Below are 23,834 nucleotides of genomic sequence, written 5' to 3'. Positions count from 1 at the left end.
ATTCTCATGTCCACTGAAACACCTGATAAATTTTCTACTCTGCAGATTCGCGTATATTACGAAGACACCGACGCCGGAGGCGTGGTGTTTTACGCGAATTATCTAAAATTTCTCGAAAGAGGCCGCACCGAATGGCTACGCCGCCTGGGGGTGGACCAGTCCGAACTGGCCAAACGCGAACATCGAATGTTCGTGGTCAAAACAGTTGAAATACAATATCGCAAACCAGCCCGACTCGACGATTTACTCACGGTACACAGTAAAATCACTCGCCTTGGCCCCGCCTCGATCAATTTTCGGCAATATGCCGAGTGCGGCGGGGAACTGCTGTGCGAAAGTACCATCCAAGTCTGCTGCGTGGACACGAATACGTTTCGCCCTGCCGCATTAACTAAAGAACTTAGAACTCTTCTGGAAAAGGTTCAGGAATAATTATGCAAGCCTCCAACGACATGTCGTTGCTTACTTTACTGCTCAACGCCAGTATTCCAGTTCAGCTCGTCATGCTGGTCCTGTTGGCTATTTCGGTTTTGTCATGGACATACATCTTCAGCAAGCGAGCCACGCTCAAGCGCGCAAACGAACAAACGCGCCGCTTTGAAGACGATTTCTGGGCCGGCGGCGATCTGTCCGTTCTACAGCAGGCTATTTCCAGCCGCCGCGCCGAACATGGCTCCCTGGCCCGAATTTTCGATGCGGGCATGGCCGAATTCGTCAAGGCGCGCCGCAGCAACGGCGGCGGCGAATCCATGCTCGACGGCCCTCGCCGCGCCATGCGCGCCACCTACCAGCGCGAAATGGATGGCCTCGAGTCCCACCTCAACTTCCTGGCCTCGGCCGGGTCGGTAAGTCCTTATATAGGGCTGCTCGGAACAGTCTGGGGGATCATGCACGCATTCATAGGCCTGTCGACCATGCAACAGGCCACACTGGCCGCGGTTGCGCCGGGGATTGCCGAAGCACTGATTGCCACGGCCATCGGCCTCTTTGCGGCGATTCCAGCCGTCATTGCCTACAATCGCTACACGAACGAAATCGATCGCCTGTCCATCCGTTTCGACAGTTTCATCGACGAATTTCTTAACATATTGCAACGGCAGGTGCGCTGATGCCCTCCAACCGCGGCGGCAACGGCCGTTCGGGCCGGCGCCTGAAAAACGAAATCAATGTCGTGCCTTATATCGACGTCATGCTGGTGCTGCTGGTTATCTTCATGGTGACGGCACCCATGATTACCCCTGGGCTCATCAATTTGCCCTCGGTCGGACAGGCTGCCGAAGTCCCTGCCGCGCCTCTCGAGGTGCAGATCTCCGAAGATGGTTCCATTGCACTGAGGAAACGCGAGCCCGGTGCGGAATTCGAGAAGATAAACAGCGAGAGTCTCGTCAGTGAAGTGCAGTCGCGGCTTACTGCCGAAACGCCGGTGGTCATTGCCGCCGATGGCAAGGTCCCTTATGAGTCGGTAATGAAAGTCATGGATCAGCTACGCTCCAACGGTGTCACCCGATTAGGTTTGCTCGTCGATCAGAACGCCGGCGCAAACACGCTTAAAAAATAGCTTGAAGCCAGGATCGAGGGACATACACCCCACCCATGAAGCAAAAAAAACCTACTCGCCCCGTAAAACTCAGAACGCCCGAAGAACAGGATGAGCGTCGTGGTCTGGGGTACGCCGTATCGATTCATGCCCTGCTGATCCTGCTGATGCTGTTTGGGTTCCTGGCTACTCCAAAAAACCCGAATCCGGTTCAAATCGAGTTATGGGCCAATGGCACGACGCCGACGGCAGCCGAACCCGATACAGAACCCGACACACCCGACACACCTACCCCACCGCCCAAGCCTGCGCCCAAGGAAACTCCTCCCCCGACGCCTGTTCCACCGACCCCGCCGGTGCCGACGCCTCCGCCCGCCGCCGTCAAGGCTGCGCCAGAGCCCAAGCCTGAAATCGATCCTGAAATCGCGCTGGAAAAGGCGCGCAAGGAACGCGAGAAAAAAGAAAAGGAAAAGGCAGCCCAGTTGGCCGCTGAAAAAGCTGCGGCCGAAAAAGCCGCCGCGGCTGAAAAGGCGGCTGCTGAAAAAACGGCCAAGGCCAAAGAAGACGCCGCCAAAAAAGAGGCCGCCGAAAAGGCCGCCGCCGACAAGGCTGCCCGGGAAAAGGCCGCGCACGACAAGGCGGTAGCCGACAAAAAAGCCAAGGAACAGGCTGCCAAAAAGGCCGCGGACGAAAAAGCGGCCGCAGAAGAGGCCGCCCAGGAAAAAGCCGCTGCCGACAAGAAAGCCAAGGAACAAGCCGCCAAGAAAGCCGCTGAAAAAGCGGCCGCCGCCAAACGGGATGCGCTCAGAAAGGCCATGCGCAGCGATGCGCTGGGCGCCGCCGGCATCCCGGGCGGCACGGCCGATCGCAACCAATCGGGCGGAGGCGGCAACGACAACGGCTATGCGGCCAAAGTGCGGGCTTGCATACGTCCGCGCGTGGCCTATCCCGTGCCGCCCCGTGCCGGGTCAAACCCGACGTTACAATATAGGGCCAGCCTCGATCCCCAAGGTATGGTTACCAAAGTGGAAATACAGCGTTCCTCGGGCATTACGGGCTTTGACCATGCCGTCGCAACGGGAATTCAGAATTGTTCTCCATTCCCGAAACCCCCTTCCGGTAGGTACCCTTCGTATATCGATGGCGAATACCGCATGTATGAATGACAGGAGATTGCAGATATGACAGCCGCCACTCTAGCCAAAACCGACCTCACCAGGTTGTGGCGATTCTGGGCTTGCGGGCTTCTTATGCTCGTAACCAGCCTTATCGCCATCCGACCGGCCCATGCACAATTGCGCGTCGACATTTCAGGGGTCGGAGCAACCCAGTACCCGATCGCCATCGCCGACTTCGCGGGCAACCCCCAAGGGCAGGCCGTTGCCGAAGTCATTCGTGCCGACCTGAGCCGCTCGGGGCAATTTCAACTGATCAATGCCGCCGGTGCCAACCTGAACACCGAAAGCACGATTGATTACGACCAGTGGCGCAATCGCGGCGCCAACTATCTTGCCTATGGATCCATCACGCAATCCGGCGGACAGTACAGCGTCAGCTACCGGCTGGTCGATTCGGCGCGCAAAAGCCAGCTCGATGGAGTTGCCTTCACCGGCACCGAAAAAGAGCTGCGTCGAATCTCACATCAGATCGCCGATCGTATCTACGAAAAGATCACCGGCGTGCGCGGCGTGTTCTCGACGCGCATTGCCTATGTGTTGCAAACGGGCAACAATTATGAGTTACAAATTGCAGATGCCGACGGCCAAAATCCACAGGTCATGCTGCGCTCCAAACAGTCCATCATTTCACCCGCCTGGTCCCCCGATGGAAAGCGTCTGGCCTACGTCAGCTTTGAGTCCGGCAAGCCGGTCGTCTACATCCAGACCCTGGCCACAGGACAGCGTTTCCCCATTGCGAACTTCAAGGGAAATAACAGCGCACCCGCCTGGTCGCCCAGCGGCGGCCAGATGGCCATCGTGCTGTCGCGCGACAGTATTTCGCAAATTTACACCATCAACCCAGACGGCTCGGGCCTGCGCCGCGTCATGCGCTCGCCACTTATCGACACCGAACCGCAGTACACCCCCGACGGAGGCTCCCTGGTCTTCACGAGCGACCGCGGCGGCAGCCCCCAGATCTACAAAGTTGCGATCGGCGGCGGTGAAGCCCAACGCGTCACTTTCAATGGCACCTACAACGTTTCTCCTCACATGTCTCCCGACGCAAACAACCTGGCATATGTGACCCGCCGGGGAGGGGCATTTCGTATCGCAATGCAAAATATGGCAAGCGGATCTGAACAATTGCTGACCAACGGACCCGATGATCAGTCCCCAAGTTTTGCACCGAACAGCATGCAAATCCTTTATAGTTCTGTTCAAGGTGGTCGCAGTGTTTTAGCAGTCGTTTCCGTTGACGGGCGTGTGCGCCAAACGCTATCCGCCCTCAACGGGAAAGTACGTGAACCCACCTGGGGACCATTTACCAACTAATTTTCAGTGTGACTCTTTTTCAAAGGAACTTAAATGAGCTCGCGCATCGCCAAAAGCCTCACTATCGCCGCATTGGTTGCCTCATTGGCAGCCTGCAGCTCCGTACCTCTCGACAAGAACGCCGGTGCCGGTTCTGGGTCCGGTTCGGCCAATTCGGGGCAAATCATGGACCCGTTCAACCCTCAAAGCCCTCTTGCCCAGCAACGCTCGGTCTATTTTGACTTCAACAGCTATGTTGTGGCCGATCAATACCGCAGCCTGGTTGAAATGCATTCGAAGTACCTGACAGCCCACAACCAGCAGAAAATCCGCATTGAAGGCAACGCGGATGCGCGCGGCAGCTCTGAATACAATCTGGCCCTCGGCCAACGTCGCTCCGACGCAGTCGCTCGCATGATGACCCTGTTGGGCGTCAACAGCAATCAGATCGAAGCCATCAGTTTCGGTAAGGAAAAACCCAAAGCCTTGGGCAATACCGAAGCGGATTACGCCGAAAACCGTCGCGCCGATATCGTGTACCAACGCTAATATCCAACCGCGGCAGTCCTAGCAGCGCCGTGGCGGCAACCCGCCGCGGCGTTTTTATTTGAACGGGAACCCAATATGAGCTTTTATTCCTTGTCCTTGCGCACAGCCGTGCTAGCCACAACGATTGCCATATCGTCGCTGGCCGCTCCAGCCCATGCGTTTGCCGACGACGAGGCGCGTCGAGCCATTCTTGATCTGCGCGCGCAGATCAAGCAGATTACCGATCAAAATCAGCAAGCGCGCCTGCAGCTTGCCGACCAGTTGGAAACCCTGCAGCACGAGGTCACCACCATGCGTGGAGAACTCGAAAAAATGCAGTGGCAACAAGACATGGAGAAGCGTGCTGGCCAGGATCAATCGGGCGGCAACCACCCGCAGGTCGACAACGCCCAGGAACAAGCGGCTTTCGACCAACCCATGGGCCTGTTTCGCAGCGGCAAATACAAAGAGGCCGCAGCAGCCTTTGGCAGCTTTCTTCAAAACTATCCTAACAGCCAGCTGTCTGCCGAAGCCAAGTTCTATCAGGGCAGCAGTTTTTATGCCAGCAAGAATTTCAAAGGCGCCATCCAGGAACTGCAAGGCCTGGTACAAGCGGATCCCAAGGACCCTCGTGCCGCCGATGCCCTGCTCGTCGTAGCGGCCAGCCAGGTCGAGCTCAACAGCATGGCCGGCGCCAAAGCCACTCTGCAGAAAATTGTAAAGTCCTACCCCAATACATCGGCGGCAGACACGGCTAAAAGCCGCCTCAAGCTCTTGCAATAATGCCCGACGACCCCGGCTGCGCCAACTCCAGGGCCTATCAAAGCGTCTGGCGCCGCAGGAAAGGCTTTTTAGTCCTGCTGCTGGGGGTCATGATCGGCTTGCTGTGTATCGACGTGCTGGTGGGTCCTGCCGGCCTGAGCGCCGACGTATTGGGGCGGGTGCTGCTGAACCCCCGTGGCGCCGATCCCACCATGGCGATTATTGTCTGGCAAATTCGCCTGCCGCAGGCCTTGATGGCAATCGTGATAGGCGCCGCGCTGGGTCTGGCCGGCGCCGAAATGCAGACCGTACTGAACAATCCTCTTGCCAGCCCGTTCACTCTGGGCATCTCGTCGGCGGCGGCCCTGGGAGCCTCTCTCGCCCTGGTCTTCGATTTCAATCTGCCATTTGTCCCAAACCAGTATGTGCTGGCCGCCAACGCCTTTGTCTTTGCGCTGTTCTGCGCCTATCTGCTGGATCTCGTGGCACGCAAGGCGCGCATAGGCACGGCGGGTATCGTTCTGTTCGGGATAGCGCTGGTCTTTACCTTCAACGCCCTGCTGTCCCTGGTTCAATTCACGGCCAGCGCCGCCGCGCTGCAGGATCTGATTTTCTGGATGATGGGAAGCCTGGCCCGCACCGACTGGCCGCGGCTGGGCGCCATGTCCCTGGTGCTGGCCATCGTCTTTCTGTATTCGCTAAGGCAATCCTGGCAACTCACCGCCTTGCGCTTCGGCGATGAACGCGCCACCAGTTTTGGCGTCGACACGCAAAAAGTCCGGCGCGCCGCATTGATCCGCATCAGCATTCTGGCGGCCCTGGCGGTTGCCCTGGTGGGCGTGATCGGCTTCATAGGGCTGATCGCGCCGCACATTGCCCGCAGGTTCTGGGGTGAAGACCATCGCTGGTACTTGCCCGCCAGCGCCCTGACCGGCAGTGTCATTCTGATTGCCGCGTCCATTGCATCGAAGCTTCTCGCCACCGACGCGGTGCTTCCCGTGGGTATTGTCACCACGCTGGTCGGCATCCCTTTCTTCCTGATTGCGGTATTGCGCAGGAAAGTGCTGCAATAGGCCATGGCACAGGAATCCTCGATCAGCACGCTGCATATCCGCGGGGTCTCAACCACCCTGGGTTCGCAAACAATACTCGAGCAATTGGATATGCCCGATTTACCCATGGGCAGCCTGGTGGCCCTGCTGGGCCCCAATGGCAGCGGCAAATCCACATTGCTGAAAAGCATTGCCGGCCTGCTGCCCGCGACGCTGGCCGCACTCGATCTGGGAAAGATCGACTTGAACACTCTCGGAGCAACCGAACGCGCCGAGCATGTTCGCTACCTGCCGCAATCCTTGCCCGGCGACGTGCATTTGACGGTGCTTGAAGCGCTGCTGGTTGCGCTCCAGGCGCGTGGGCAGGATCGCCATGCAAGACTGCGTCCGGCCCACGCCATCGCCAGCGTGGAAGCAATCTTGCACGACCTGGGCATAGCCGCCCTGGGTCCTCGCTACCTGGACGAATTGTCTGGCGGGCAAAAACAGCTGGTCGGTCTTGCCCAGGCGCTCATCCACGAGCCTGCCGTATTGCTGCTCGACGAACCCCTCGCCTCGCTCGACCTGAACTACCAGCATCACGTCATGCATCTGTTGCGGCGACTGACCCGCACCCGAGGCCTGTTGACGATTCTGGTGCTGCACGATCTGAATATCGCCTTGCGCTACGCCGACTACGCCCTGCTCATGAAACAGGGAACGCTGTTGGCCAGTGGAGCGCCGCAAGACGTGATCAATCCCGATATACTCGCAAAAACATTCTCGATCCGGGCACGCATCGAAACCTGCAGTCTTGGGTATCCCTGTGTGCTGGTCGACGACCTGATACAGATCTGAATCCCTTCATGTCCACCGCAGACACACTACCTCAATACATTGCCCCTGGCCTGGACTACCCTATGGCCTATACGATGGCGGGCAGCGGCCAGGCCGTGCTGCTGATCCACGGGTCTTTGTGCGATTACCGCTACTGGCGCTGGCAAATACCTGCGTTCAGCCAGCAACGGCAGGTGCTCGCACCCAGCCTGCGCGGCTATTGGCCTTCGGCCTTTACCGACGACAATCCAGCCTTCGGTGTCGCTCGACATGCGCAGGACCTGATCGAATTCATACGCTTGCAACAGACGGAGGGGCCCGTACACATACTGGGCCACTCGCGCGGCGCGCATGTGGCCCTTGAACTGGCGTGCACGGCTCCTGAACTGGCACGCTCCCTTACTCTGGCCGACCCCGGGTTCCGCTTCGAACAAGAACCCGTGCTGCAATCCTTTCAGCTCGATGTAGTGCAAAAGCTCAAGACGGGCGATCTTGACGGTGCCTTGGCCGAATTCGTCGACACGGTAAATGGTGCCGGCACCTGGCGCCAAATGGTCAGCTGGTTCAAAACCATGGTCAAAGACAATGCCGGCACCCTGCTGTCGCAAATCCACGAAATCGACCAGAGCTTTCGCCTGGAGCGGGTCCGCAAGCTGAGCTGCCCGGTGCTGTTGCTGGGCGGCGCAAACAGCCCCGCCCGTTATGGCCAGCGCCTGGACATTCTGCAGCAGGCTTTGCCAGGCGCCGAAAGGGCGACCATTCCGCTGGCTGCTCACGGCATGAATCTTGCCAACCCCAAAGCGTTCAACGAACGAGTGCTGCAGTTTCTGAATGCACGCTCATAACACCCCCTATGCTGAAAAACATTGATCGGACTGCCATGAATTCCGCCGCTGCCACACCCAGAATTACTGTTGCCCAGTTCAATAAACTGCTCGAGCAACAGCACCCTTTTGCCGCACAGCTGGAAATAGAGGTGCTGGAAATCGGCTACGGCACCGCGCTATTGCGGCTGCCGGCACGCAGCTCCAACCAGCGTCTGGGCGGCATCGTGGCAGGCCCCATGCTCATGGGCCTGGCGGACCTGGCGCTTTATGCCGCAGTGGTGGGTGCCAGCGGCAATGCCGAAGCGGTCACAGCCAGCCTGACCATCAATTTTCTGCGCAAAACACCGGCGGGCGACGTGCTGGCCCACGCCCGCCTGCTGAAAATCGGCAAGCTCACCGCCGGAGAAGTATTGCTGGAGCCGGCCGACGGCGGCGACCCGGTTGCCCAGGTCGTAAGCACCTGGGCCTTGCCCCGCAACACATCGCCCGCGGCCTGACCCCATCCCCGCAGCCCTTTGCCACGCTAGCGTGCTGTTTGCTTAGATCAGCCTTCGGCCAGGACCGGTGAAACCACCCCGCGATTCGCAAAATGGCCGCCGATGTTTTCCAGAAACCGATCAAGCGAGGCCTGCATGGCTTCAGGTGAACGCCCTCCCACATGAGGAGTCAGCACCACATTGGGCAGATCGATCAAGGATTCCGGCGCCAAGGGTTCGCTCTCGTACACATCCAGGCCTGCCGCAGCAACGCTGCCACGGCGCAAGGCCGCGGCCAGCGCCTCGGTATCCACCACGCTGCCCCGCGAGACATTGACCAGCACGCCTTGCGGTCCAAGAGCGTCGAGCACCGGCGTATTGATGAGATGCCGCGTAGCAGGCCCCCCCGGTGTGGCAACAATCAGAAAATCGCACCATTTGGCCAGGTCCTGAACGCTATCGAAGTACGCATAGGCCACATCGTCGCGCCGGCTGCGGCTGTGATAGCCCACCTCCATGTCGAATCCGGCTGCCCTCTTGGCGAGTTGCCGCCCTATCATGCCCAGGCCCACAATACCCAGGCGCTTGTTCGCCACGGTAGGTGAGTAGGCGGGCAAAGCATCGCGGAACATCCCGCTGCGAACGGCATGGTCCAGTGTTACGATGCCGCGCACCGCCGCAATGAGCAGGCCGAATGCATGATCGGCAACACAGGCATCGTTAGTACCGGCGCCGTTGGCAATAGTAATTCCCCGCTGCCGCGCCGCGGAAATATCGATATTTTCGTAACCCACGCCCAGCGAGCAAACGATCTCCAGCTCCGGCATGGCCTGCATCTCCTGGCCGGTCAACCCAATCGTTCCTATGGTCAGCACCCCCCGAATACGCGCCCCGTCCCGGGCAATGGCCTCGTTGCGTGCGGCCTTGTCCGGCGCATACACCATGTCGTAAGCCTGGGAAACCTGATCCCGGTATATCGTTTGAAGCGGAACGAGCACCAATAGGGGTATTTTTTGCGACATGTCCTGAGCCTGGCCTGATTGCGAATAAGTAAGATCATAAAACACTCCGTATATTCTACGCACAGCCATTTTTTAATTGCTAAAAGCACATATATAATTGCTTCTAGCAAATTTTGGGAGAAATCAAAATGGACGCCAGGCAACTCGCAGATCGGGCCGAAACGGTCCGCCGCTTCAACCGTTTCTACACCCGCCAGATCGGCGTGCTGCGCGAGCATCTGCTGGACAGCAAGTTCTCCCTGACCGAAGTCCGGATTCTTTACGAGCTGGCTCATCGAGCCAAGCTGACAACAACCGATCTGGTGAACGAACTGGGCTTGAATGCCGGCTATCTCAGCCGTGTCATCGCAGGCTTCGAAAAACGCGGGCTCATCGAGAAAACACGTTCCAAAACCGATGCGCGAGCCTCTCTGCTTGCCCTGACTCGCCAGGGCCGTGCCAGCTTCGAGCCCTTGGACAAGGCCTCGCACCAAGAGGTGGCAGCCATGCTGGAACAGCTTACACAAGCCGAGCAACAGCAACTGGTCGACGCCATGCACCAGATCGAAGGCTTGCTGGGCAAGCCCAGCCAAACCTATCTGCTGCGAGAACCGCAAGCGGGCGACATGGGTTGGGTCATTCACCGGCACGGAGCCCTATACGCTCAGGAATACGGCTGGAATACCGATTTCGAAGCACTGGTGGCGGAAGTCATCGCCAAGTACATCAGATATTTCAACCCCGCATGGGAGCGCAGCTGGATTGCCGAAAAGAACGGCGCGGTCGTCGGTTCGGTGTTTCTGGTGCGGCATACGGCAGATACTGCAAAACTGCGACTGCTGTACGTGGAGCCCGGAGCCCGCGGCCTGGGCATCGGCAAGCGCCTGGTGGAAGAGTGCATCCGACATGCCAGGCAGTTGGGCTACCGGAAACTGGTGCTCTGGACCAACAGCATCCTGATCGGCGCACGCCGCATCTATCAGAACGCCGGCTTCAAGCTGGTCGAAGAAGAACCGCACCATAGTTTCGGCAAAGACCTGGTCGGCGAAACCTGGGAGCTCCTTCTGTGAATGCATACCGGCTCGCGCTGGGCGCCGCCGCGGCCACGGGCGTGCTCGTTGGCGCCGCAATGGTCGCCACCCGAGTCGTCGCTCCTGCCGTGTCTCCGGTAACGCTGGCGTTTTTACGCTATCTGATAGGCCTGGCCTTTCTGCTCATACCCCTGCTCGGCATTCGCTGGCCCAAATATACGGCCAAGGATATTGTGGCCATCGCAGCGCTGGGAATCCTGCAGTTCGCCGTGCTGATCGTGCTGGTGAACTATGCACTCGAATCGCTGTCGGCGGGGCTGTGCGCGCTGATTTTCTCGACCATGCCCCTGGTCACTATGTGTCTTGCACTGGCGCTGCGCCAGGAAACCCTGGATGGCACCAAAACAATCGGCATCCTGCTGGCGATTACCGGGGTGGCGGTTTCTCTCAACCCCTCGTCCCTGGCCGCGGGCGGTGGCACAGGCTGGACATCGCCCGCCGCGATCATCGGCGCAACCATCGTCGGCGCAAGCTGCAGCGTGCTGTACCGGCCCTATCTGAAGCGCTATCCCGCCCTGCCCACAAGCGGAATCGCAATGTTCTCTTCTGTAGTGTTTCTGGCCGTCGCCTGCCTATCCACGGGCCAGGCGCTTTGGCCGCCGCTGAACCTCGTCCAGTGGCTGAATGTCGTATTCATGGGTTTCGCCAGCGGGCTTGGCTATTATCTCTGGCTGTGGGCACTCGGCCGCATCGAGGCCAGCCGCGTCGTGGCTTTCCAGGCACTGGGGCCGGTTACCGCCGCACTGATCGAATTGCCGATAGAGCAACACCTGCCATCCTGGACCTTGTGCCTTTCCATTGCGCTGGTCGTGTCGGGGCTGCTGCTGGTGCAACGCATGCAAGCCCGCAGGCCGGCCCGGATCAATTAAATATTGCATTTATCCAGGCCTTGTCTAAAAATGAAGACAGTAATCCCAGCGAACAGCGGAACAAAGAAACAGGCCATGCCCAAGAAATCAGCCACACCCAATGTCGACGCCACCGGTTTGAACAAAGGCCTGACCAGCTATGGCGATAACGCCTTCTCGCTTTTCTTGAGAAAGGCTTTCATCAAGGGCGCGGGCTACACCAATACGGCGCTGGACCGGCCCGTCATCGGCATAGCCAATACCGGCAGCGCCTATAACCCCTGCCACGGCAATGCTCCGCAACTGATGGAGGCCGTCAAGCGCGGCATCATGCTGGCGGGCGGCTTGCCCATGGATTTCCCGACCATATCCATCCATGAAAGCTTTTCATTTCCAACCAGCATGTATCTGCGCAACCTGATGTCGATGGATACCGAGGAAATGATCCGGGCGCAGCCCATGGATGCCGTCGTGCTGATAGGCGGCTGCGACAAAACCGTGCCTGCCCAGCTAATGGGCGCGGCCTCGGCCGGCATACCGGCGATTCAACTCATTACCGGGTCCATGCTGACCGGCTCGCATCGTTCCGAGCGTGTTGGGGCCTGTACCGACTGCCGCCGATACTGGGGCAAATACCGAGCCCAGGAAATCGATGACGTGGAAGTTGCCGAGGTTAACGACCAACTGGTAGCCAGCGTCGGCACCTGCTCGGTCATGGGGACGGCCAGCACCATGGCCTGCATCGCCGAAGCCCTGGGCATGACCGTTCCCGGCGGGGCTTCGCCTCCGGCGGTAACGGCCGACAGAATGCGCATAGCCGAACTGACAGGCGCCCAGGCCGTACAGATTGCCATAAAACGCCTTACAATCGACAAAATACTGACGGCCGACGCATTTGAAAATGCCATGCGCGTGCTGCTTGCCATCGGTGGCTCCACCAACGGCATCGTGCACTTGACTGCAATAGCCGGCCGCCTGGGGCTGGATATCGACCTCAAGGCACTGGATCGTATGGGACGCGACACGCCCGTTCTGCTGGATCTGAAACCGTCCGGCCAACACTATATGGAAGACTTCCACAAGGCCGGCGGCATGGCCACCTTGCTGCGCGAGCTAAAGCCCTTGCTCAAGCTGGATGCCCTGACCGTCACCGGGCGAACCCTGGGCGAGGAAATGGAGCTCGCGGGCGCCGGGTTTGCACAAAACGTGGTGAAAACCATCAAAGACCCCATTTACCCGCAAGGCGGGATTGCCGTACTTGAAGGCAATCTGGCCCCGGATGGCGCCATTATCAAGCAGTCGGCAGCGCATCCGAAACTGATGGAGCACGAAGGCAGGGCTGTCGTATTTGAAAACGCCGCAGACCTGGCTAACAGAATCGACTCCGACGATCTGGACGTGAAGGAAGACGATATCCTGGTCCTGAAGAACATTGGGCCCAAAGGTGCCCCGGGCATGCCGGAAGCCGGCTACATCCCGATTCCCAAAAAACTGGCCGTTCTAGGCGTCAAGGATATCGTGCGAATCTCCGACGGCCGCATGAGCGGCACCGCATTCGGCACGATTGTTTTACATGTCACCCCCGAATCGGCCATCGGCGGCCCGCTGGCATACGTCCGGAATGGCGACCGGATCCGGCTGAGCGTAAAGAACCGGGAAATCTCCCTGCTGGTTTCCAGCGCCGAATTGCAAAAACGCATGAAAGAAAAGCCTGTTACCCCCCCCACCGCCGAACGAGGATATCAAAAGCTGTTTCTGGATTCAGTCACCCAGGCCGACAAAGGTGTGGATTTCGATTTTCTGCGAGCCGCGCATATCAAAGGATCAACACCCAAATAAATCAGGCCTCACACACCTCTGCCACGGAACCGATTCTTGCAAGTTGCGTTTGCCGGGCCGGCTTCATGAACAGAAAGTACTCTAGCGAGAGACATCATGTTCAAAATCCAACACATCGACCACATCGTGCTGCGCGTTTCGAACCTTCAAGCCATGCTGAGTTTCTATCTGAACGCGTTGGGCTGTTCAATGGACCGCATCCGGGACGACCTGGGGCTGTATCAGATCCGCGCCGGCAATTCGCTGATCGACCTGATCACCATCGACGGCATACTGGGCCGCGAGGGCGGCGCCGCGCCTGGCCGGGAAGCGCGCAATCTCGATCACTTCTGTTTAAGCATAGCGCCTTTCGATGCCAAAGCAATACAGGCGCATCTGCGGCGGCACGATGTCCAGGTAGGAGACCCCGTATCCCGCTACGGAGCCCAAGGCGAAGGGCCTTCCCTCTATATCAACGACCCGGATGGCAATCTCGTGGAGCTCAAAGGGCCCGCCTGGGAAATGGCCGCCCCGCAGGAAATGTAGCAGCGCGCCCGGCGAAAAGCCGTCAAGGCAGCCATAGCTGCGCATCATCCCAAAGCGAGCGGGCAAGCTCGCGCGCCGGCCGATCCGAAGCCATGCCCGCGGATTGCCCCGCCCACGCCTGCATTCTTTGTATGTCGCCGCTTTGCTGGGCCGCCTTGCGCATGGCCGCCGTCAGGCCGCGCTGCACCGGATAAGGCGCCGGAACCGGGGCCGTGGCGGCGCTCGCCGCCCGCACATAATCGGTAGCAATGCTGCGGCCGGCCCGGCCGCTGAACGAACGGGTTACGACGGTGCCTTCCGGTGCCGCATCGGCCAGGGCCCTGGCCCAGGCCGGATTAAGCTTGGCTTCGGGGCAGCGTAAAAAACCCGTGCCGATCTGTACCGCGCTCGCCCCCAGCGTCAGTGCCGCCGCAACGCCTCGCGAATCGGCGATGCCGCCCGTGGCGACAACAGGTATCTTCACCGCGTCCACAACCGCGGGCAGCAGGGAAAACAAGCCTACCTGCTGTATCTCGGCCTGGCTGGCATCGAAACACCCCCTGTGCCCTCCCGCTTCCATGCCCTGGGCAACCACCACGTCCGCCCCGGCGGCTTCCGCCGCTCTGGCCTCGGCCACGGTGGACACAACGGCAAACCAGGCGATGCCCCGGGCCTTGAGCTCTTTGACGAATTCGGCCGGATACAGGCCCATGATCGAGGAAACGATAGGCGGCCTGGCCTCGAGCATGGCTTCGCACTGAGCGGAAAAATCGGGCGGCGACGCGTCGGCGGCATCCGCGGGCACAGCCGGCCCCCAAGCGGAAAGGAACTCGCGAATCGAGGCTTCGTGCCGCGCATCGCGCACCGGCTTGGGATCGGGTATCCACAGATTGAGCTGGAACACGCCCTGGGTATGCGCGCGAAATTCTGCCACCCAGGCGGCGATGTCGGCCGCCTGCATCAACAACACGCCGCAAGAACCCAGCCCGCCCGCATCGGCCACCGCGATCGACAGCGACGGCGGACATGCGCCCGCCATCGGCGCCAGCAAAATGGGCAGGCCCAGCCCATAACGTTTACAAAACAGATCGGCGCGAGTGCGTACGGTGCTCATCGGAATCCTTTTTCACTGATTATGTAGTGGAACGACGCCGCAATAATGTAATTGCGGCGGCCAGCAACAGGCAAGCCGCCCCCACACTGGGGTAGAAAATCGATTCTTGCAATGTGCCGGGCGGAATTGTCAAAGGCCCCAGCAATTGCCCGACGGCGAAAGCAGTAGTCATGGCGGCGATCAGCCTTGAAGCGTCGGCGCCTGCCACCAAGCGCGCCTCGCGCAGGCCCGCCATCGTCACCACCATGAAGGTGCCGCCCACACAGAAGGTGCTGATCACGACCGTCGCCAGGCAGGGGTACAGGGCGGGCGCCAGAACTCCGACGGCCGTCACGACAAGGCTGTATGCCCATACATTTCGCGGCAATGCCTGTTTGAATAGATAGGCGGAGATTATGGTCGAGAGGGCCGCGGCCGCCCCAAATACCGGCCAAACCCAACCGAACACGGACGGATCGCTGATCAACTGGCGTGCAAACGCCGGCAGGAATGTGGCCGGAATGATGTAGCCAAAGCCAAAAGCGCCATAGCAAAAAGTAATTTTCCAACCCTCGACACCCATGCGTTGGGCCGTGTGCGCCGCCACGGCACGCGGCGCGCCTGCCCCCCAATTGAGCGGACGCCACGCCAGGACCAACACCGCAACCGCAAAGACACCCATGGCGAGCCATGCATGGTCGGGAGATTGATGCCAGACACCGGCCGCCAGACCGGTAAACCCGGCAAGTATCATCCCCAGGCCGACTCCGGCAAAGACCCAGCCATAAAAAGTCGAGGGTTGTTGCGAAAGCACATTCAATACCCACGACGAAATGCCGATCAGGGCATAGGCGCTTGCCACGCCGGTAAGCAGACGCAGTACTACCCACGCCTCGAACATGTGTGTCAACCCGGTGGCAATCGTCAGCACCGCGATCCAGAGAAGGCTGAGCCGCGCCGCACGGCCCGGCGCCGGATTGAAAATCAGACTGACGAGCGCTCCCAGAAGGTACCCAATATAGTTTGCGCTTGCCAGCCAGGCGCCCTGCCGCAGGGTCAGGCCGAAGCTCTGCTGCATCAGGGGCAGCAAGGGTGTAAACGCAAAGCGCCCTATACCCATCGCGGACGCAAGTCCGAGCGCGGCGATCAAGGTTGCAGCAATCGGTGTGGGAGGTCTATTCAAAGTATTCATGAGGCCTTATGCTAGCCGCTTTATTGATTTTCGTATAACGAATGCAGGAAGGGCTGCGAAACCGCAGCCCTTCTGTCGCACAAACATGACACAAGCTGGAGCGAACTACAAGGCGCCCACCTTTTGCTTCCAGAGTTCCCACGGCCTGTGCATAACGCCCCGGATCGTGGCATCCGCATTTTGCCCTTCCTGCTCATCCAGATAAATGATTTCTCCACCGAGATTGATCGCCTTCTCTTGCAGGGAGGCATTCAATTCCGTATAGATGGCACGATACACCGCAACCGACACGTCGCCGCCAACAGCAACAAAACCGTGGCCGCGCATCAGGGAAACACTGGATCCATCAAGGATTTTCGCCAACTCGGCCCCATGTTCGGCGCAGGTGACCAGCAAATCCGTGCAACCGAATTTGCTCTTGATATCGAATACCGGCGCACCGCCGGTGAGAAAGCCCGCCATGTGATAAATAGGGCGCAGGCGTACGCTGGACGCGGCGAATGGAATGACCGAGGGCGAATGGCTGTGCACTACCGCCTGTACATCCGGCCGCTGCTTATAGATTTCTCCGTGAATAAAACGTTCAAGATACGGTCTTCTCGAATCGCCGTTTACCGCCACGGAGTCGAGGTCATATTCAATAATGTCATTTTGCGCAACCAATTCAGGCGCCAGGGAACGCGACAAAAAATAATGTTCCGGCTTATCGGGATTGCGCATGCTGACATGCCCAAAGCCGTCAAGCACGCCATATTTCGCAAGAATGCGATTTGCAAACACCAGGTCTTCCACACCGAATTGCAGCTCATTGCTCATGGCCGTGCTTTCCTTGAATCTTTATAAAGTGTTATTTCAGCGAAATGTGCGATTGATCAGCCAGCTTCTTGTAGGTGGCCAAATCGTTATCGACCCGTTTGGCAAAATCCTTGGAGTTCAGGACATCGACCTCGTAATAGCGGTCTTTATATTCGCCCTGAAGCTTCTTCTCTTTCATGGTGGTCAATACCGCCGACTCAAGTTTCTGGCGGACGTCCTCCGGCAGGCCTGCCGGCGCAAACAAGCCGAACCACACCGATATGTCCATATCTGAAAACGGCGGTGTCTCTGCAATGGCGGGCACGTCATTCATGAACGACAGCCGGTTCTTCGAGGCAACGCCAAGCATCCGCAGCTGCCCCGCCTCGGCATGCGGCGCCACATTGGGAATCGTGCTGAACAAGATCGGCACCTGATTGCTCAAGCCATCGTTCACGGCTGGCGCGCACCCTTTATATGGCACATGCAGAATGTCCAGCCCCGCCAGCAAATTGAAATCGGCACCGGCGAAGTGCTGTGGAGTTCCGGTTCCGCAAGAAGAGTAGCTCAAGCTGCCTTTATGCTGCTTTGCATACGCCACCAGATCGGCCACGCTTTTCACCGGCAGTTTGCTGTTCACCGCCAGGGCAATGGGCGTGGACACCAGGTTTGCAATAGGCTCCAGGCTCTTCTTGACGTCGTAGCCCTGCGTGAAGCCGAGGCTGCCATTGATCGTCATGGTGCTGTTGGTCAGCAGCAGGGTATATCCGTCCGGCTTGGCCCGCGCCACATAATTGGCGCCGATATTTCCGGATGCGCCGGCCTTGTTATCGACGATGATGGATGCATTACCCAAATTCTTGGACAATTCCTGCGCCAAGAGCCGCGCGACGATATCGGCGCCGCCGCCCGCCGAGAACGGGACGACTATCGTCATCGAATGACTGGGATACGTGTCGGCACGGGCATTCATCGCAATCCACGGCAGCATTCCCAGAAGTGCTGTCACCCCCAGTTTCAAGGCAAGTCTTGTATTCATTATGGTTGTCTCCGGACAGGTTTATTCTTGCGTATGGATGGATACCGCCAATATGAAATTGGCCGACGGGCAAAATGCCGCCGCTACGCATGGCTGCTTCTATAGCAGCATCTGCATCCGTTCGATTTTGTCGTTTTCCATATATGAATAAAAATGAAAATTTCATATCATTCATATTGAAATTCGTATAGCTACCAGACCAGGTGACTCTTTTTAAGCGCTATTCATGTCCACCGGAGTGTCGAGCCCGATGGCCCGACTGTTGCCATGACTATTGCGAAGAGTGACGTTCAGGCGCTGTGCCGGTTTTTTGCGTGATTGATCGTATCCAGCGCCAGGGCGGAATGGGCATAGGCTCCGCCCGCCCGCATTTCCGAAGCAACCCAGATGGCCTCCATGATTTCCTGTTCGCTGGCGCCCTCCCGTACGGCAAGTTCGGTATGACCACGAATGCAATAGGGACATTGCGTGACATGCGCGACGGCCACCGCAATCAGTTGCTTCATTTTTTTGGGCAGGGCTCCCTCGGCGAACACCTGCGCGCTAAATGCCTTGAACGCGGCCATAGTCTCCGGCGCCAGATCGGCGCGTTGCTTGGCGAGCTCTTTAGTCATGGCGGGAAATATCGATTGATCCATATTCATGCTCCTGGTTCCAACTGCATTATGAAAACTTCAAGCCTGTTGTCAGGACCTATCATAGTCCTCGCTTCTTCATAAAGCCGCCGAAGGCCGCGGGCCAAAGAATCACATCAATAAGTCAGGCAGCGCCGCCATGTCGGTGAAAACCGCCGAGGCCCCGGCCTGAAACAGAGGCTCGTCATGGCCCAAAGGGGAGTAGGCAAAAACCGTGGCACCGGCAGCGACACCCGCCGAAACGCCTGTTACGCTGTCTTCAACAATGGCGCAACGCTGCGCGGCCACATCCAGCGCCTTGGCGGCAGCCAGGTACACATCCGGAAAAGGCTTGTTTCTGGCAACCTCATAGCCGCTGAACATCCTGTCTTCAAAATACCCCAGCAGCCCGACTTTATCGAGCTGCAAGCTGATTTTTCCGCGATCCGCCGCCGAGGCGCAGGCAATGCCGGACTGCCAATACGGCGAAATCCGGGACAGAACCTCGTGAATACCTGGCACCGCCTCAAGATTCAGGCTCAGCGCGCTGTTGCGCCGAATCCTGAATTCATCGATCCAGCCCTGGCCCGGCTTCCTGCCGGTGTGCTGCTGGATAATCGCCAACTCATCCTGGACGGCCTTGCCCACAAACAATGCATGGCACTCCTGGTGACTTAAAGGCCAGCCTAATTCCTCGAGCATTTCTCTGAGCACCCCCGTGGTAATTGCCTCGCTGTCCACCAGGACACCGTCACAATCGAAAATGACCGCATCGAATTTCATTGAATATCCCACCTCTTTTGTCCTGCGCCGCCGCGCCGGAACCATCTGTTTCATGCTCATTACAACACGCTGGTTTGACGGCCGGCCTCGGTGACGTATTATTGCGTTCTCCTTTCTTTTTCTCGTTCCTCCATGTCGAACCTCAAAGCCATTGAATTTGAACGGCCGCATATGTCATCGGGCTGCAGCACCAGTGCCCAGGCATGGGCGCGCATCGCCGCCCCTCCCTCCCCAGACCAGAAACACGGACTGAAGGAACGTATCAGGCGCCTGCTTGCGCAGCAACAGGCCGTGCTGGTGGCGCACTATTATGTCGATGCCGACATTCAAGACCTGGCGGAAGAAACCGGCGGCTGTGTGTCCGATTCGCTGGAAATGGCCCGTTTCGGGCGCGACCACGAGGCCCGCACACTGATCGTGGCGGGAGTACGCTTCATGGGCGAAACAGCCAAAATCCTGAGCCCCCACAAGCGCGTGATCATGCCCGACCTGGAAGCGACGTGCTCACTCGACCTGGGGTGCGATGCCACCGAATTCACCGAGTTTTGCGACACCCATCCCGATCGTACCGTGGTGGTTTACGCCAACACCAGCGCCGCCGTGAAGGCGCGCGCAGACTGGATGGTCACCTCATCCATCGGATTGGACATCGTGGCGCACCTGCATGCGCAGGGCAAAAAAATACTCTGGGCGCCCGACAAACATCTAGGCGGCTACATCCAGAAAGAAACCGGCGCCGACATGCTGCTGTGGCAAGGCTCGTGCCTGGTGCACGACGAGTTCAAGGGACTGGAGCTGGAACTGTTGCGACAGGAACATCCCGCCGCCAAGGTGCTGGTGCATCCCGAATCGCCCGCGGCCGTGGTCGCGCAGGCCGATGTAGTGGGCTCGACCTCGCAACTCATCGCCGCGGCACAAAGGCTGGACGCAAGCACATTCATTGTGGCGACCGATATGGGCCTGTTGCATAAAATGCAAGGTGCGGCGCCGGGCAAATACTTTATCGCCGCACCCACCGCGGGCAACAGCGCAACGTGCAAGAGCTGCGCGCACTGCCCCTGGATGGCGATGAACTCGCTGCAGAATCTGGCCGATGCGCTGGAATCCGGCGGCAACGAAATAACCCTGGACGCGGACATCGGCAGCCGCGCGGTCGTGTGTATCGATCGTATGCTGGATTTTGCCGCCCAGCGCAAAGCCAATGTTCGCCCCAGCGGCGATCTCGCCAAAGAACACGCCCTTTTTTCTGGAATAGGCCCCGCATGAATCAGCAAGCCTCGACCCTGCGCAATCCCTTGGCGCCTTTCGATGCCGCGCTCCAGGCCGCCTTCATGGCCAACATCGACGCCGCGCTCGCGGAAGACGTGGGTAGCGGCGACACCACCGGGCTTCTGGTACCCGCTGACGACTTTAAAACCGCCGAACTGAAAGTGCGCGAAGACGCCGTGCTCTGCGGTGCGCCATGGTTTGAGGCCGTCATGCAGCGCTGCGATCCACGCACGCGCATCGAGTGGCAGTACGCGGAAGGCGATGTCATGCGTGCAAATAGCCTGGTGTGCCGTATTCACGCGCCGGCCCGTGGCTTGCTGACGGCGGAGCGCAGCGCGCTCAATTTTCTGCAATTGCTGTCCGCCGTGGCAACCGCGACGCGCGACTACGTCCGTGTCATTGACGGCACCCGGGCGAAAATCCTGGATACGCGCAAAACCCTGCCTGGGCTAAGGTTGGCCCAGAAATACGCGGTCCGCGTGGGCGGGGGCAGCAATCAGCGGCTGGCTTTGTACGATGGCGTGCTGATCAAGGAAAATCATATCGCGGCGGCAGGCGGAGTGGCCGCGGCAATGAAGCGCGCGCTGGCTCTGCCGCAGGCGGTGCCGATCCAGATAGAAGTAGAAAACCTGAGCCAACTTCAGCAAGCCTTGGAGGCGGGAGCCACATCGGTCTTGCTGGATAATTTCGATCTCGACTCGATGCGCGCGGCAGTGGCGATTACCGCCGGCCGTGCTTTGCTGGAAGCATCAGGGGGAATCAACAAAGAAACCGTGCGCAATATTGCCGAGACCGGAGTGGATCGCATTTCAATCGGCAGCCTGACGAAAGACATCCGGGCCGTCGATTTTTCAATGCGCATCGTCGCAACCGCGTAAGGCGCTATCTGACGCCGGGCGTCAGCACGGTCGGCAGCGCTTTGGGCAATGAGTAAGGATAATCCTGGCTGAAGTGCAGGCCGCGGCTTTCTTTACGCAACAAGGCGCTTTCCACAACCAGTGCCGCCACCTGAACCAGATTGCGGCACTCCAGCATATTGCCATCCACCCGATAAACGCGGTAGTACGCCTCGATCTCGTCCCGCAGCAAACCGATGCGATGCCGGGCGCGCGCCAATCTTTTGTCGGTGCGCACGATCCCCGCGTAGTCCCACATCAATCGCCGCAGCTCGTCCCAGGCATGTGAAACCACTACGGCTTGATCGGGGTCGGTAACCTGGCTATCGTCCCAATCGGGTATCGATTCCCGCAAACCCGGTTCCACCCGAACCTCCTGGCACTCAATATGCCGGGCGGCGTTGCGCCCTATCACCAGGCATTCCAGCAAGGAGTTGCTCGCCAGCCGGTTGGCGCCATGCAAACCAGTGCAGGCGGTCTCTCCCACGGCATACAGGCCCGGAATATCCGTGCGGCCCTCGAGATCGGTCACCACCCCGCCACACGTGAAATGCATGGCGGGCACAACAGGAATAGGCTGGCGCGCAATGTCGATGCCGTAGCTCAGGCAGCGGGCTTGAATAGTGGGAAAGTGTTCCTCGATAAATGCCGGCGAACAATGACTGATATCCAGATCCACATGCGTGAGGCCGCGCTTTTTTATCTCGAAATCGATCGCGCGCGCCACCACATCGCGCGGCGCCAGCTCCATCCTCTCGTCATGATGCTGCATGAACCTCAGGCCGGGATCCGCCGATGCATCGAGCGGGATCTTCAATATCCCGCCCTCGCCGCGCAACGCTTCGGAAATCAGGAACGATTTGGCGGCCGGATGATAAAGACAGGTTGGATGAAACTGCATGAACTCCATATTGCTCACCCGACACCCGGCCCGCCAGGCCATGGCCATGCCGTCGCCCGTGGCCGTGTCCGGGTTGCTGGTGTGCAGATAGACTTTGCCGGCACCGCCTGTAGCCAGCACCGTGTGGCTCGCAAGAATGGTTTTCACGCCGCCGCTGATTTCGTCAAAGACATACAAGCCCAGGCATTGCGCGGGTTCCGCCAGACTGTCGCCAGCGGTGCCGTCTTCGGCTGCTGGATCGATTTTTCCGCGAAAAATTCTGCTGGTGATCAACTCCACGGCGGAATGATTTTCCAGCAGAGTAATATTCTTGTGCGCCCGTATCTTTTGTTCCAGCGTAGTTTGCACCACGTGGCCGGTGGCATCCGCGGCATGAATGATGCGACGCTGGCTATGTCCGCCTTCGCGCGTCAGGTGAAAGCCCAATTCGGCGCTGGCATCGGGGGTGAAGGGCACGCCCTGTTCAATCAGCCAGTCTATCGCCGGCTTGCCGTTCTCGACAATATGGCGCGTCGCCGCCTCGTCGCATAGCCCCGCACCCGCCGTCAGCGTATCGGCAATATGCTGGGCGTGACTATCGTGAGAATCCAGCACCGCGGCGATGCCTCCCTGCGCCCAGTTGCTGGCGCCATCGAGCAAGGCCTTCTTGGAAATAATGACTACTTGTTTATCCCGGGCCAGGTGCAAAGCCACCGTCAGGCCGGACAAACCACTACCCACAATGGCTACATCGAATTTGATCATCGTCGCGAGATATCTCAGCATTTTTGGTGGCAATAGCATAGCAGGACATTCGCATCGGGTCCTCCCGCCATGGCCATCGGCGCCTCGGGCAATGGCGGCCAAAAAACTTGCCGCTACAGATCGGATCCAGGAGATATAAAATACAGGCTAGGCTCGGAAGCCTTAAAGGAGACCTGCTATGCAGGCAGTCGCGCACGTCCTGAAAGCCAAGCCACTTTGACCGGCACGACCCATGACAGAATTTCGTTTCGTCACTACATGGCGCATCGAGGCGCCTTTATCGCAGGTGTCCGACGCCATTTTTTGCTGCTCGCAATGGCCGCAATGGTGGCATAGCGTAGAAAAGGTGGTTGAAACCGAGCGAGGCGACGGCAATGGTGTTGGCAGCCTACGGCGCTTTACCTGGAAAGGCCGGCTACCTTATCGGCTGACCTTCGATATCCGTGTCATTCGAGCCGTGCCGCTGGAGGTTCTGGAAGGTCTTGCCAGCGGCGAACTGGAGGGTATCGGCTGCTGGCATTTATCCCACGAGGCCCCGCTTACCACCCTGCGCTATGTGTGGCATGTGCATACTACCAGCCCCTGGATGAATTTCCTGGCGCCGATCGCAAAGCCGCTGTTCAAATGGAATCATGATCAGGTTATGCGGCAAGGCGCACAAGGACTGGCCCGGCTTCTAAATGCCAGGCTGATCGACGCGGCGCATCACTAATCGAATGCGCCGATGCAGTGCCGGCAGCCCACGCCGCCACGGCC

Annotated in this window: 26 protein-coding genes; 18 read left to right on the top strand and 8 right to left on the bottom strand. The window is 59.0% G+C overall.

All coding sequences use genetic code 11. The features are described 5' to 3' along the window. Positions 1 to 6: 6 nt before the first annotated feature. From ybgC to LSG25_RS20275, 11 genes are all read left to right on the top strand, one after another. Entirely contained in the window at positions 7 to 432 is a 426-nt protein-coding gene (gene ybgC, locus LSG25_RS20325; RefSeq protein ID WP_232742679.1) for a tol-pal system-associated acyl-CoA thioesterase, read from the top strand. Positions 433 to 434: 2 nt separating this feature from the next. Beyond that, positions 435 to 1,109, top strand: coding sequence for a protein TolQ (gene tolQ, locus LSG25_RS20320; RefSeq protein WP_232742678.1), 675 nt, complete (start codon positions 435 to 437; stop codon positions 1,107 to 1,109). After that, the gene (gene tolR / locus LSG25_RS20315) at positions 1,109 to 1,558 is read left to right on the top strand and encodes a protein TolR (RefSeq protein WP_232742677.1); all 450 of its coding nucleotides are present in this window, start codon (positions 1,109 to 1,111) and stop codon (positions 1,556 to 1,558) included. Before tolQ ends, tolR begins: the two co-directional genes overlap by 1 nt. 35 nt (positions 1,559 to 1,593) lie before the next feature. Then, positions 1,594 to 2,703 (top strand): cell envelope integrity protein TolA, encoded by a 1,110-nt coding sequence (tolA, locus tag LSG25_RS20310; RefSeq protein ID WP_232742676.1) that lies wholly within the window; start codon positions 1,594 to 1,596, stop codon positions 2,701 to 2,703. A gap of 15 nt (positions 2,704 to 2,718) precedes the next feature. Beyond that, positions 2,719 to 4,029, top strand: a complete 1,311-nt coding sequence (tolB, locus tag LSG25_RS20305) for a Tol-Pal system beta propeller repeat protein TolB (protein ID WP_232742675.1) — start codon at positions 2,719 to 2,721, stop codon at positions 4,027 to 4,029. 33 nt (positions 4,030 to 4,062) lie between these two features. Beyond that, positions 4,063 to 4,557, top strand: a complete 495-nt coding sequence (pal, locus tag LSG25_RS20300) for a peptidoglycan-associated lipoprotein Pal (RefSeq protein WP_232742674.1) — start codon at positions 4,063 to 4,065, stop codon at positions 4,555 to 4,557. A 75-nt stretch (positions 4,558 to 4,632) separates the two neighbouring features. Then, positions 4,633 to 5,319 (top strand): tol-pal system protein YbgF, encoded by a 687-nt coding sequence (ybgF, locus tag LSG25_RS20295; protein ID WP_232742673.1) that lies wholly within the window; start codon positions 4,633 to 4,635, stop codon positions 5,317 to 5,319. Then, positions 5,319 to 6,371, top strand: a complete 1,053-nt coding sequence (locus tag LSG25_RS20290) for an iron ABC transporter permease (RefSeq protein ID WP_232742672.1) — start codon at positions 5,319 to 5,321, stop codon at positions 6,369 to 6,371. The genes ybgF and LSG25_RS20290 overlap by 1 nt, the downstream gene beginning before the upstream one ends. 3 nt (positions 6,372 to 6,374) lie before the next feature. Continuing rightward, on the top strand, positions 6,375 to 7,187 hold the full coding sequence (locus LSG25_RS20285) for an ABC transporter ATP-binding protein (RefSeq protein ID WP_232742671.1): 813 nt from the start codon (positions 6,375 to 6,377) through the stop codon (positions 7,185 to 7,187). A gap of 8 nt (positions 7,188 to 7,195) precedes the next feature. Continuing rightward, entirely contained in the window at positions 7,196 to 8,011 is an 816-nt protein-coding gene (locus tag LSG25_RS20280; RefSeq protein WP_232742670.1) for an alpha/beta fold hydrolase, read from the top strand. Between the two features lie 35 nt (positions 8,012 to 8,046). Next, the gene (locus tag LSG25_RS20275) at positions 8,047 to 8,490 is read left to right on the top strand and encodes a PaaI family thioesterase (protein WP_232742669.1); all 444 of its coding nucleotides are present in this window, start codon (positions 8,047 to 8,049) and stop codon (positions 8,488 to 8,490) included. Between the two features lie 47 nt (positions 8,491 to 8,537). Here the strand turns inward: LSG25_RS20275 and LSG25_RS20270 are convergent, their stop codons facing one another. Continuing rightward, entirely contained in the window at positions 8,538 to 9,491 is a 954-nt protein-coding gene (locus tag LSG25_RS20270; protein WP_232742668.1) for a 2-hydroxyacid dehydrogenase, read from the bottom strand. 128 nt (positions 9,492 to 9,619) lie between these two features. Here LSG25_RS20270 and LSG25_RS20265 point away from each other — a divergent pair, with 128 nt between their 5' ends. The 4 genes from LSG25_RS20265 to LSG25_RS20250 all read left to right on the top strand — a co-directional run bounded on the left by LSG25_RS20265 (position 9,620) and on the right by LSG25_RS20250 (position 13,773). After that, the gene (locus LSG25_RS20265; protein WP_232742667.1) at positions 9,620 to 10,540 is read left to right on the top strand and encodes a bifunctional helix-turn-helix transcriptional regulator/GNAT family N-acetyltransferase; all 921 of its coding nucleotides are present in this window, start codon (positions 9,620 to 9,622) and stop codon (positions 10,538 to 10,540) included. Further along, positions 10,537 to 11,430, top strand: a complete 894-nt coding sequence (locus LSG25_RS20260; RefSeq protein WP_232742666.1) for a DMT family transporter — start codon at positions 10,537 to 10,539, stop codon at positions 11,428 to 11,430. The genes LSG25_RS20265 and LSG25_RS20260 overlap by 4 nt, the downstream gene beginning before the upstream one ends. Positions 11,431 to 11,505: 75 nt before the next feature. Beyond that, positions 11,506 to 13,248, top strand: coding sequence for an IlvD/Edd family dehydratase (locus tag LSG25_RS20255; protein WP_232742665.1), 1,743 nt, complete (start codon positions 11,506 to 11,508; stop codon positions 13,246 to 13,248). Positions 13,249 to 13,344: 96 nt separating this feature from the next. Next, complete coding sequence (locus tag LSG25_RS20250) at positions 13,345 to 13,773, top strand: VOC family protein (RefSeq protein WP_232742664.1); 429 nt, start codon at positions 13,345 to 13,347, stop codon at positions 13,771 to 13,773. A 22-nt stretch (positions 13,774 to 13,795) separates the two neighbouring features. Here the strand turns inward: LSG25_RS20250 and LSG25_RS20245 are convergent, their stop codons facing one another. The 6 genes from LSG25_RS20245 to LSG25_RS20220 all read right to left on the bottom strand — a co-directional run bounded on the left by LSG25_RS20245 (position 13,796) and on the right by LSG25_RS20220 (position 19,268). Further along, the gene (locus LSG25_RS20245) at positions 13,796 to 14,866 is read right to left on the bottom strand and encodes a nitronate monooxygenase family protein (RefSeq protein ID WP_232742663.1); all 1,071 of its coding nucleotides are present in this window, start codon (positions 14,864 to 14,866) and stop codon (positions 13,796 to 13,798) included. A gap of 19 nt (positions 14,867 to 14,885) precedes the next feature. Then, positions 14,886 to 16,037 (bottom strand): YbfB/YjiJ family MFS transporter, encoded by a 1,152-nt coding sequence (locus LSG25_RS20240; RefSeq protein WP_232742662.1) that lies wholly within the window; start codon positions 16,035 to 16,037, stop codon positions 14,886 to 14,888. Between the two features lie 105 nt (positions 16,038 to 16,142). Continuing rightward, complete coding sequence (locus tag LSG25_RS20235) at positions 16,143 to 16,853, bottom strand: class II aldolase/adducin family protein (RefSeq protein ID WP_232742661.1); 711 nt, start codon at positions 16,851 to 16,853, stop codon at positions 16,143 to 16,145. A 31-nt stretch (positions 16,854 to 16,884) separates the two neighbouring features. Next, positions 16,885 to 17,871 carry a tripartite tricarboxylate transporter substrate binding protein gene (locus LSG25_RS20230; RefSeq protein ID WP_232742660.1) on the bottom strand — a complete coding sequence of 329 codons (987 nt, stop codon included), beginning with the start codon at positions 17,869 to 17,871 and terminating at the stop codon, positions 16,885 to 16,887. A gap of 290 nt (positions 17,872 to 18,161) precedes the next feature. Beyond that, on the bottom strand, positions 18,162 to 18,509 hold the full coding sequence (locus LSG25_RS20225; protein WP_232742659.1) for a carboxymuconolactone decarboxylase family protein: 348 nt from the start codon (positions 18,507 to 18,509) through the stop codon (positions 18,162 to 18,164). Positions 18,510 to 18,617: 108 nt separating this feature from the next. Next, positions 18,618 to 19,268, bottom strand: coding sequence for an HAD family phosphatase (locus LSG25_RS20220; protein WP_232742658.1), 651 nt, complete (start codon positions 19,266 to 19,268; stop codon positions 18,618 to 18,620). Positions 19,269 to 19,400: 132 nt separating this feature from the next. Between LSG25_RS20220 and nadA the strand changes: the two genes are divergently transcribed. Next, entirely contained in the window at positions 19,401 to 20,534 is a 1,134-nt protein-coding gene (gene nadA, locus LSG25_RS20215; RefSeq protein ID WP_232742657.1) for a quinolinate synthase NadA, read from the top strand. Beyond that, positions 20,531 to 21,415: a carboxylating nicotinate-nucleotide diphosphorylase gene (nadC, locus tag LSG25_RS20210; RefSeq protein ID WP_232742656.1), complete on the top strand. Its 885-nt coding sequence runs from the start codon at positions 20,531 to 20,533 to the stop codon at positions 21,413 to 21,415. The genes nadA and nadC overlap by 4 nt, the downstream gene beginning before the upstream one ends. 4 nt (positions 21,416 to 21,419) lie before the next feature. Here the strand turns inward: nadC and nadB are convergent, their stop codons facing one another. Then, positions 21,420 to 23,075 carry an L-aspartate oxidase gene (nadB, locus tag LSG25_RS20205; protein WP_232744778.1) on the bottom strand — a complete coding sequence of 552 codons (1,656 nt, stop codon included), beginning with the start codon at positions 23,073 to 23,075 and terminating at the stop codon, positions 21,420 to 21,422. A gap of 235 nt (positions 23,076 to 23,310) precedes the next feature. Between nadB and LSG25_RS20200 the strand changes: the two genes are divergently transcribed. Beyond that, complete coding sequence (locus LSG25_RS20200; protein ID WP_232742655.1) at positions 23,311 to 23,790, top strand: SRPBCC family protein; 480 nt, start codon at positions 23,311 to 23,313, stop codon at positions 23,788 to 23,790. Positions 23,791 to 23,834 lie beyond the last annotated feature (44 nt).

This window comes from Paralcaligenes sp. KSB-10 (assembly GCF_021266465.1).
Taxonomy (GTDB): domain Bacteria; phylum Pseudomonadota; class Gammaproteobacteria; order Burkholderiales; family Burkholderiaceae_B.
The sequence above is the reverse complement of the archived record's forward strand: the minus strand, read 5'-3'. Positions and strand labels throughout refer to the sequence as shown.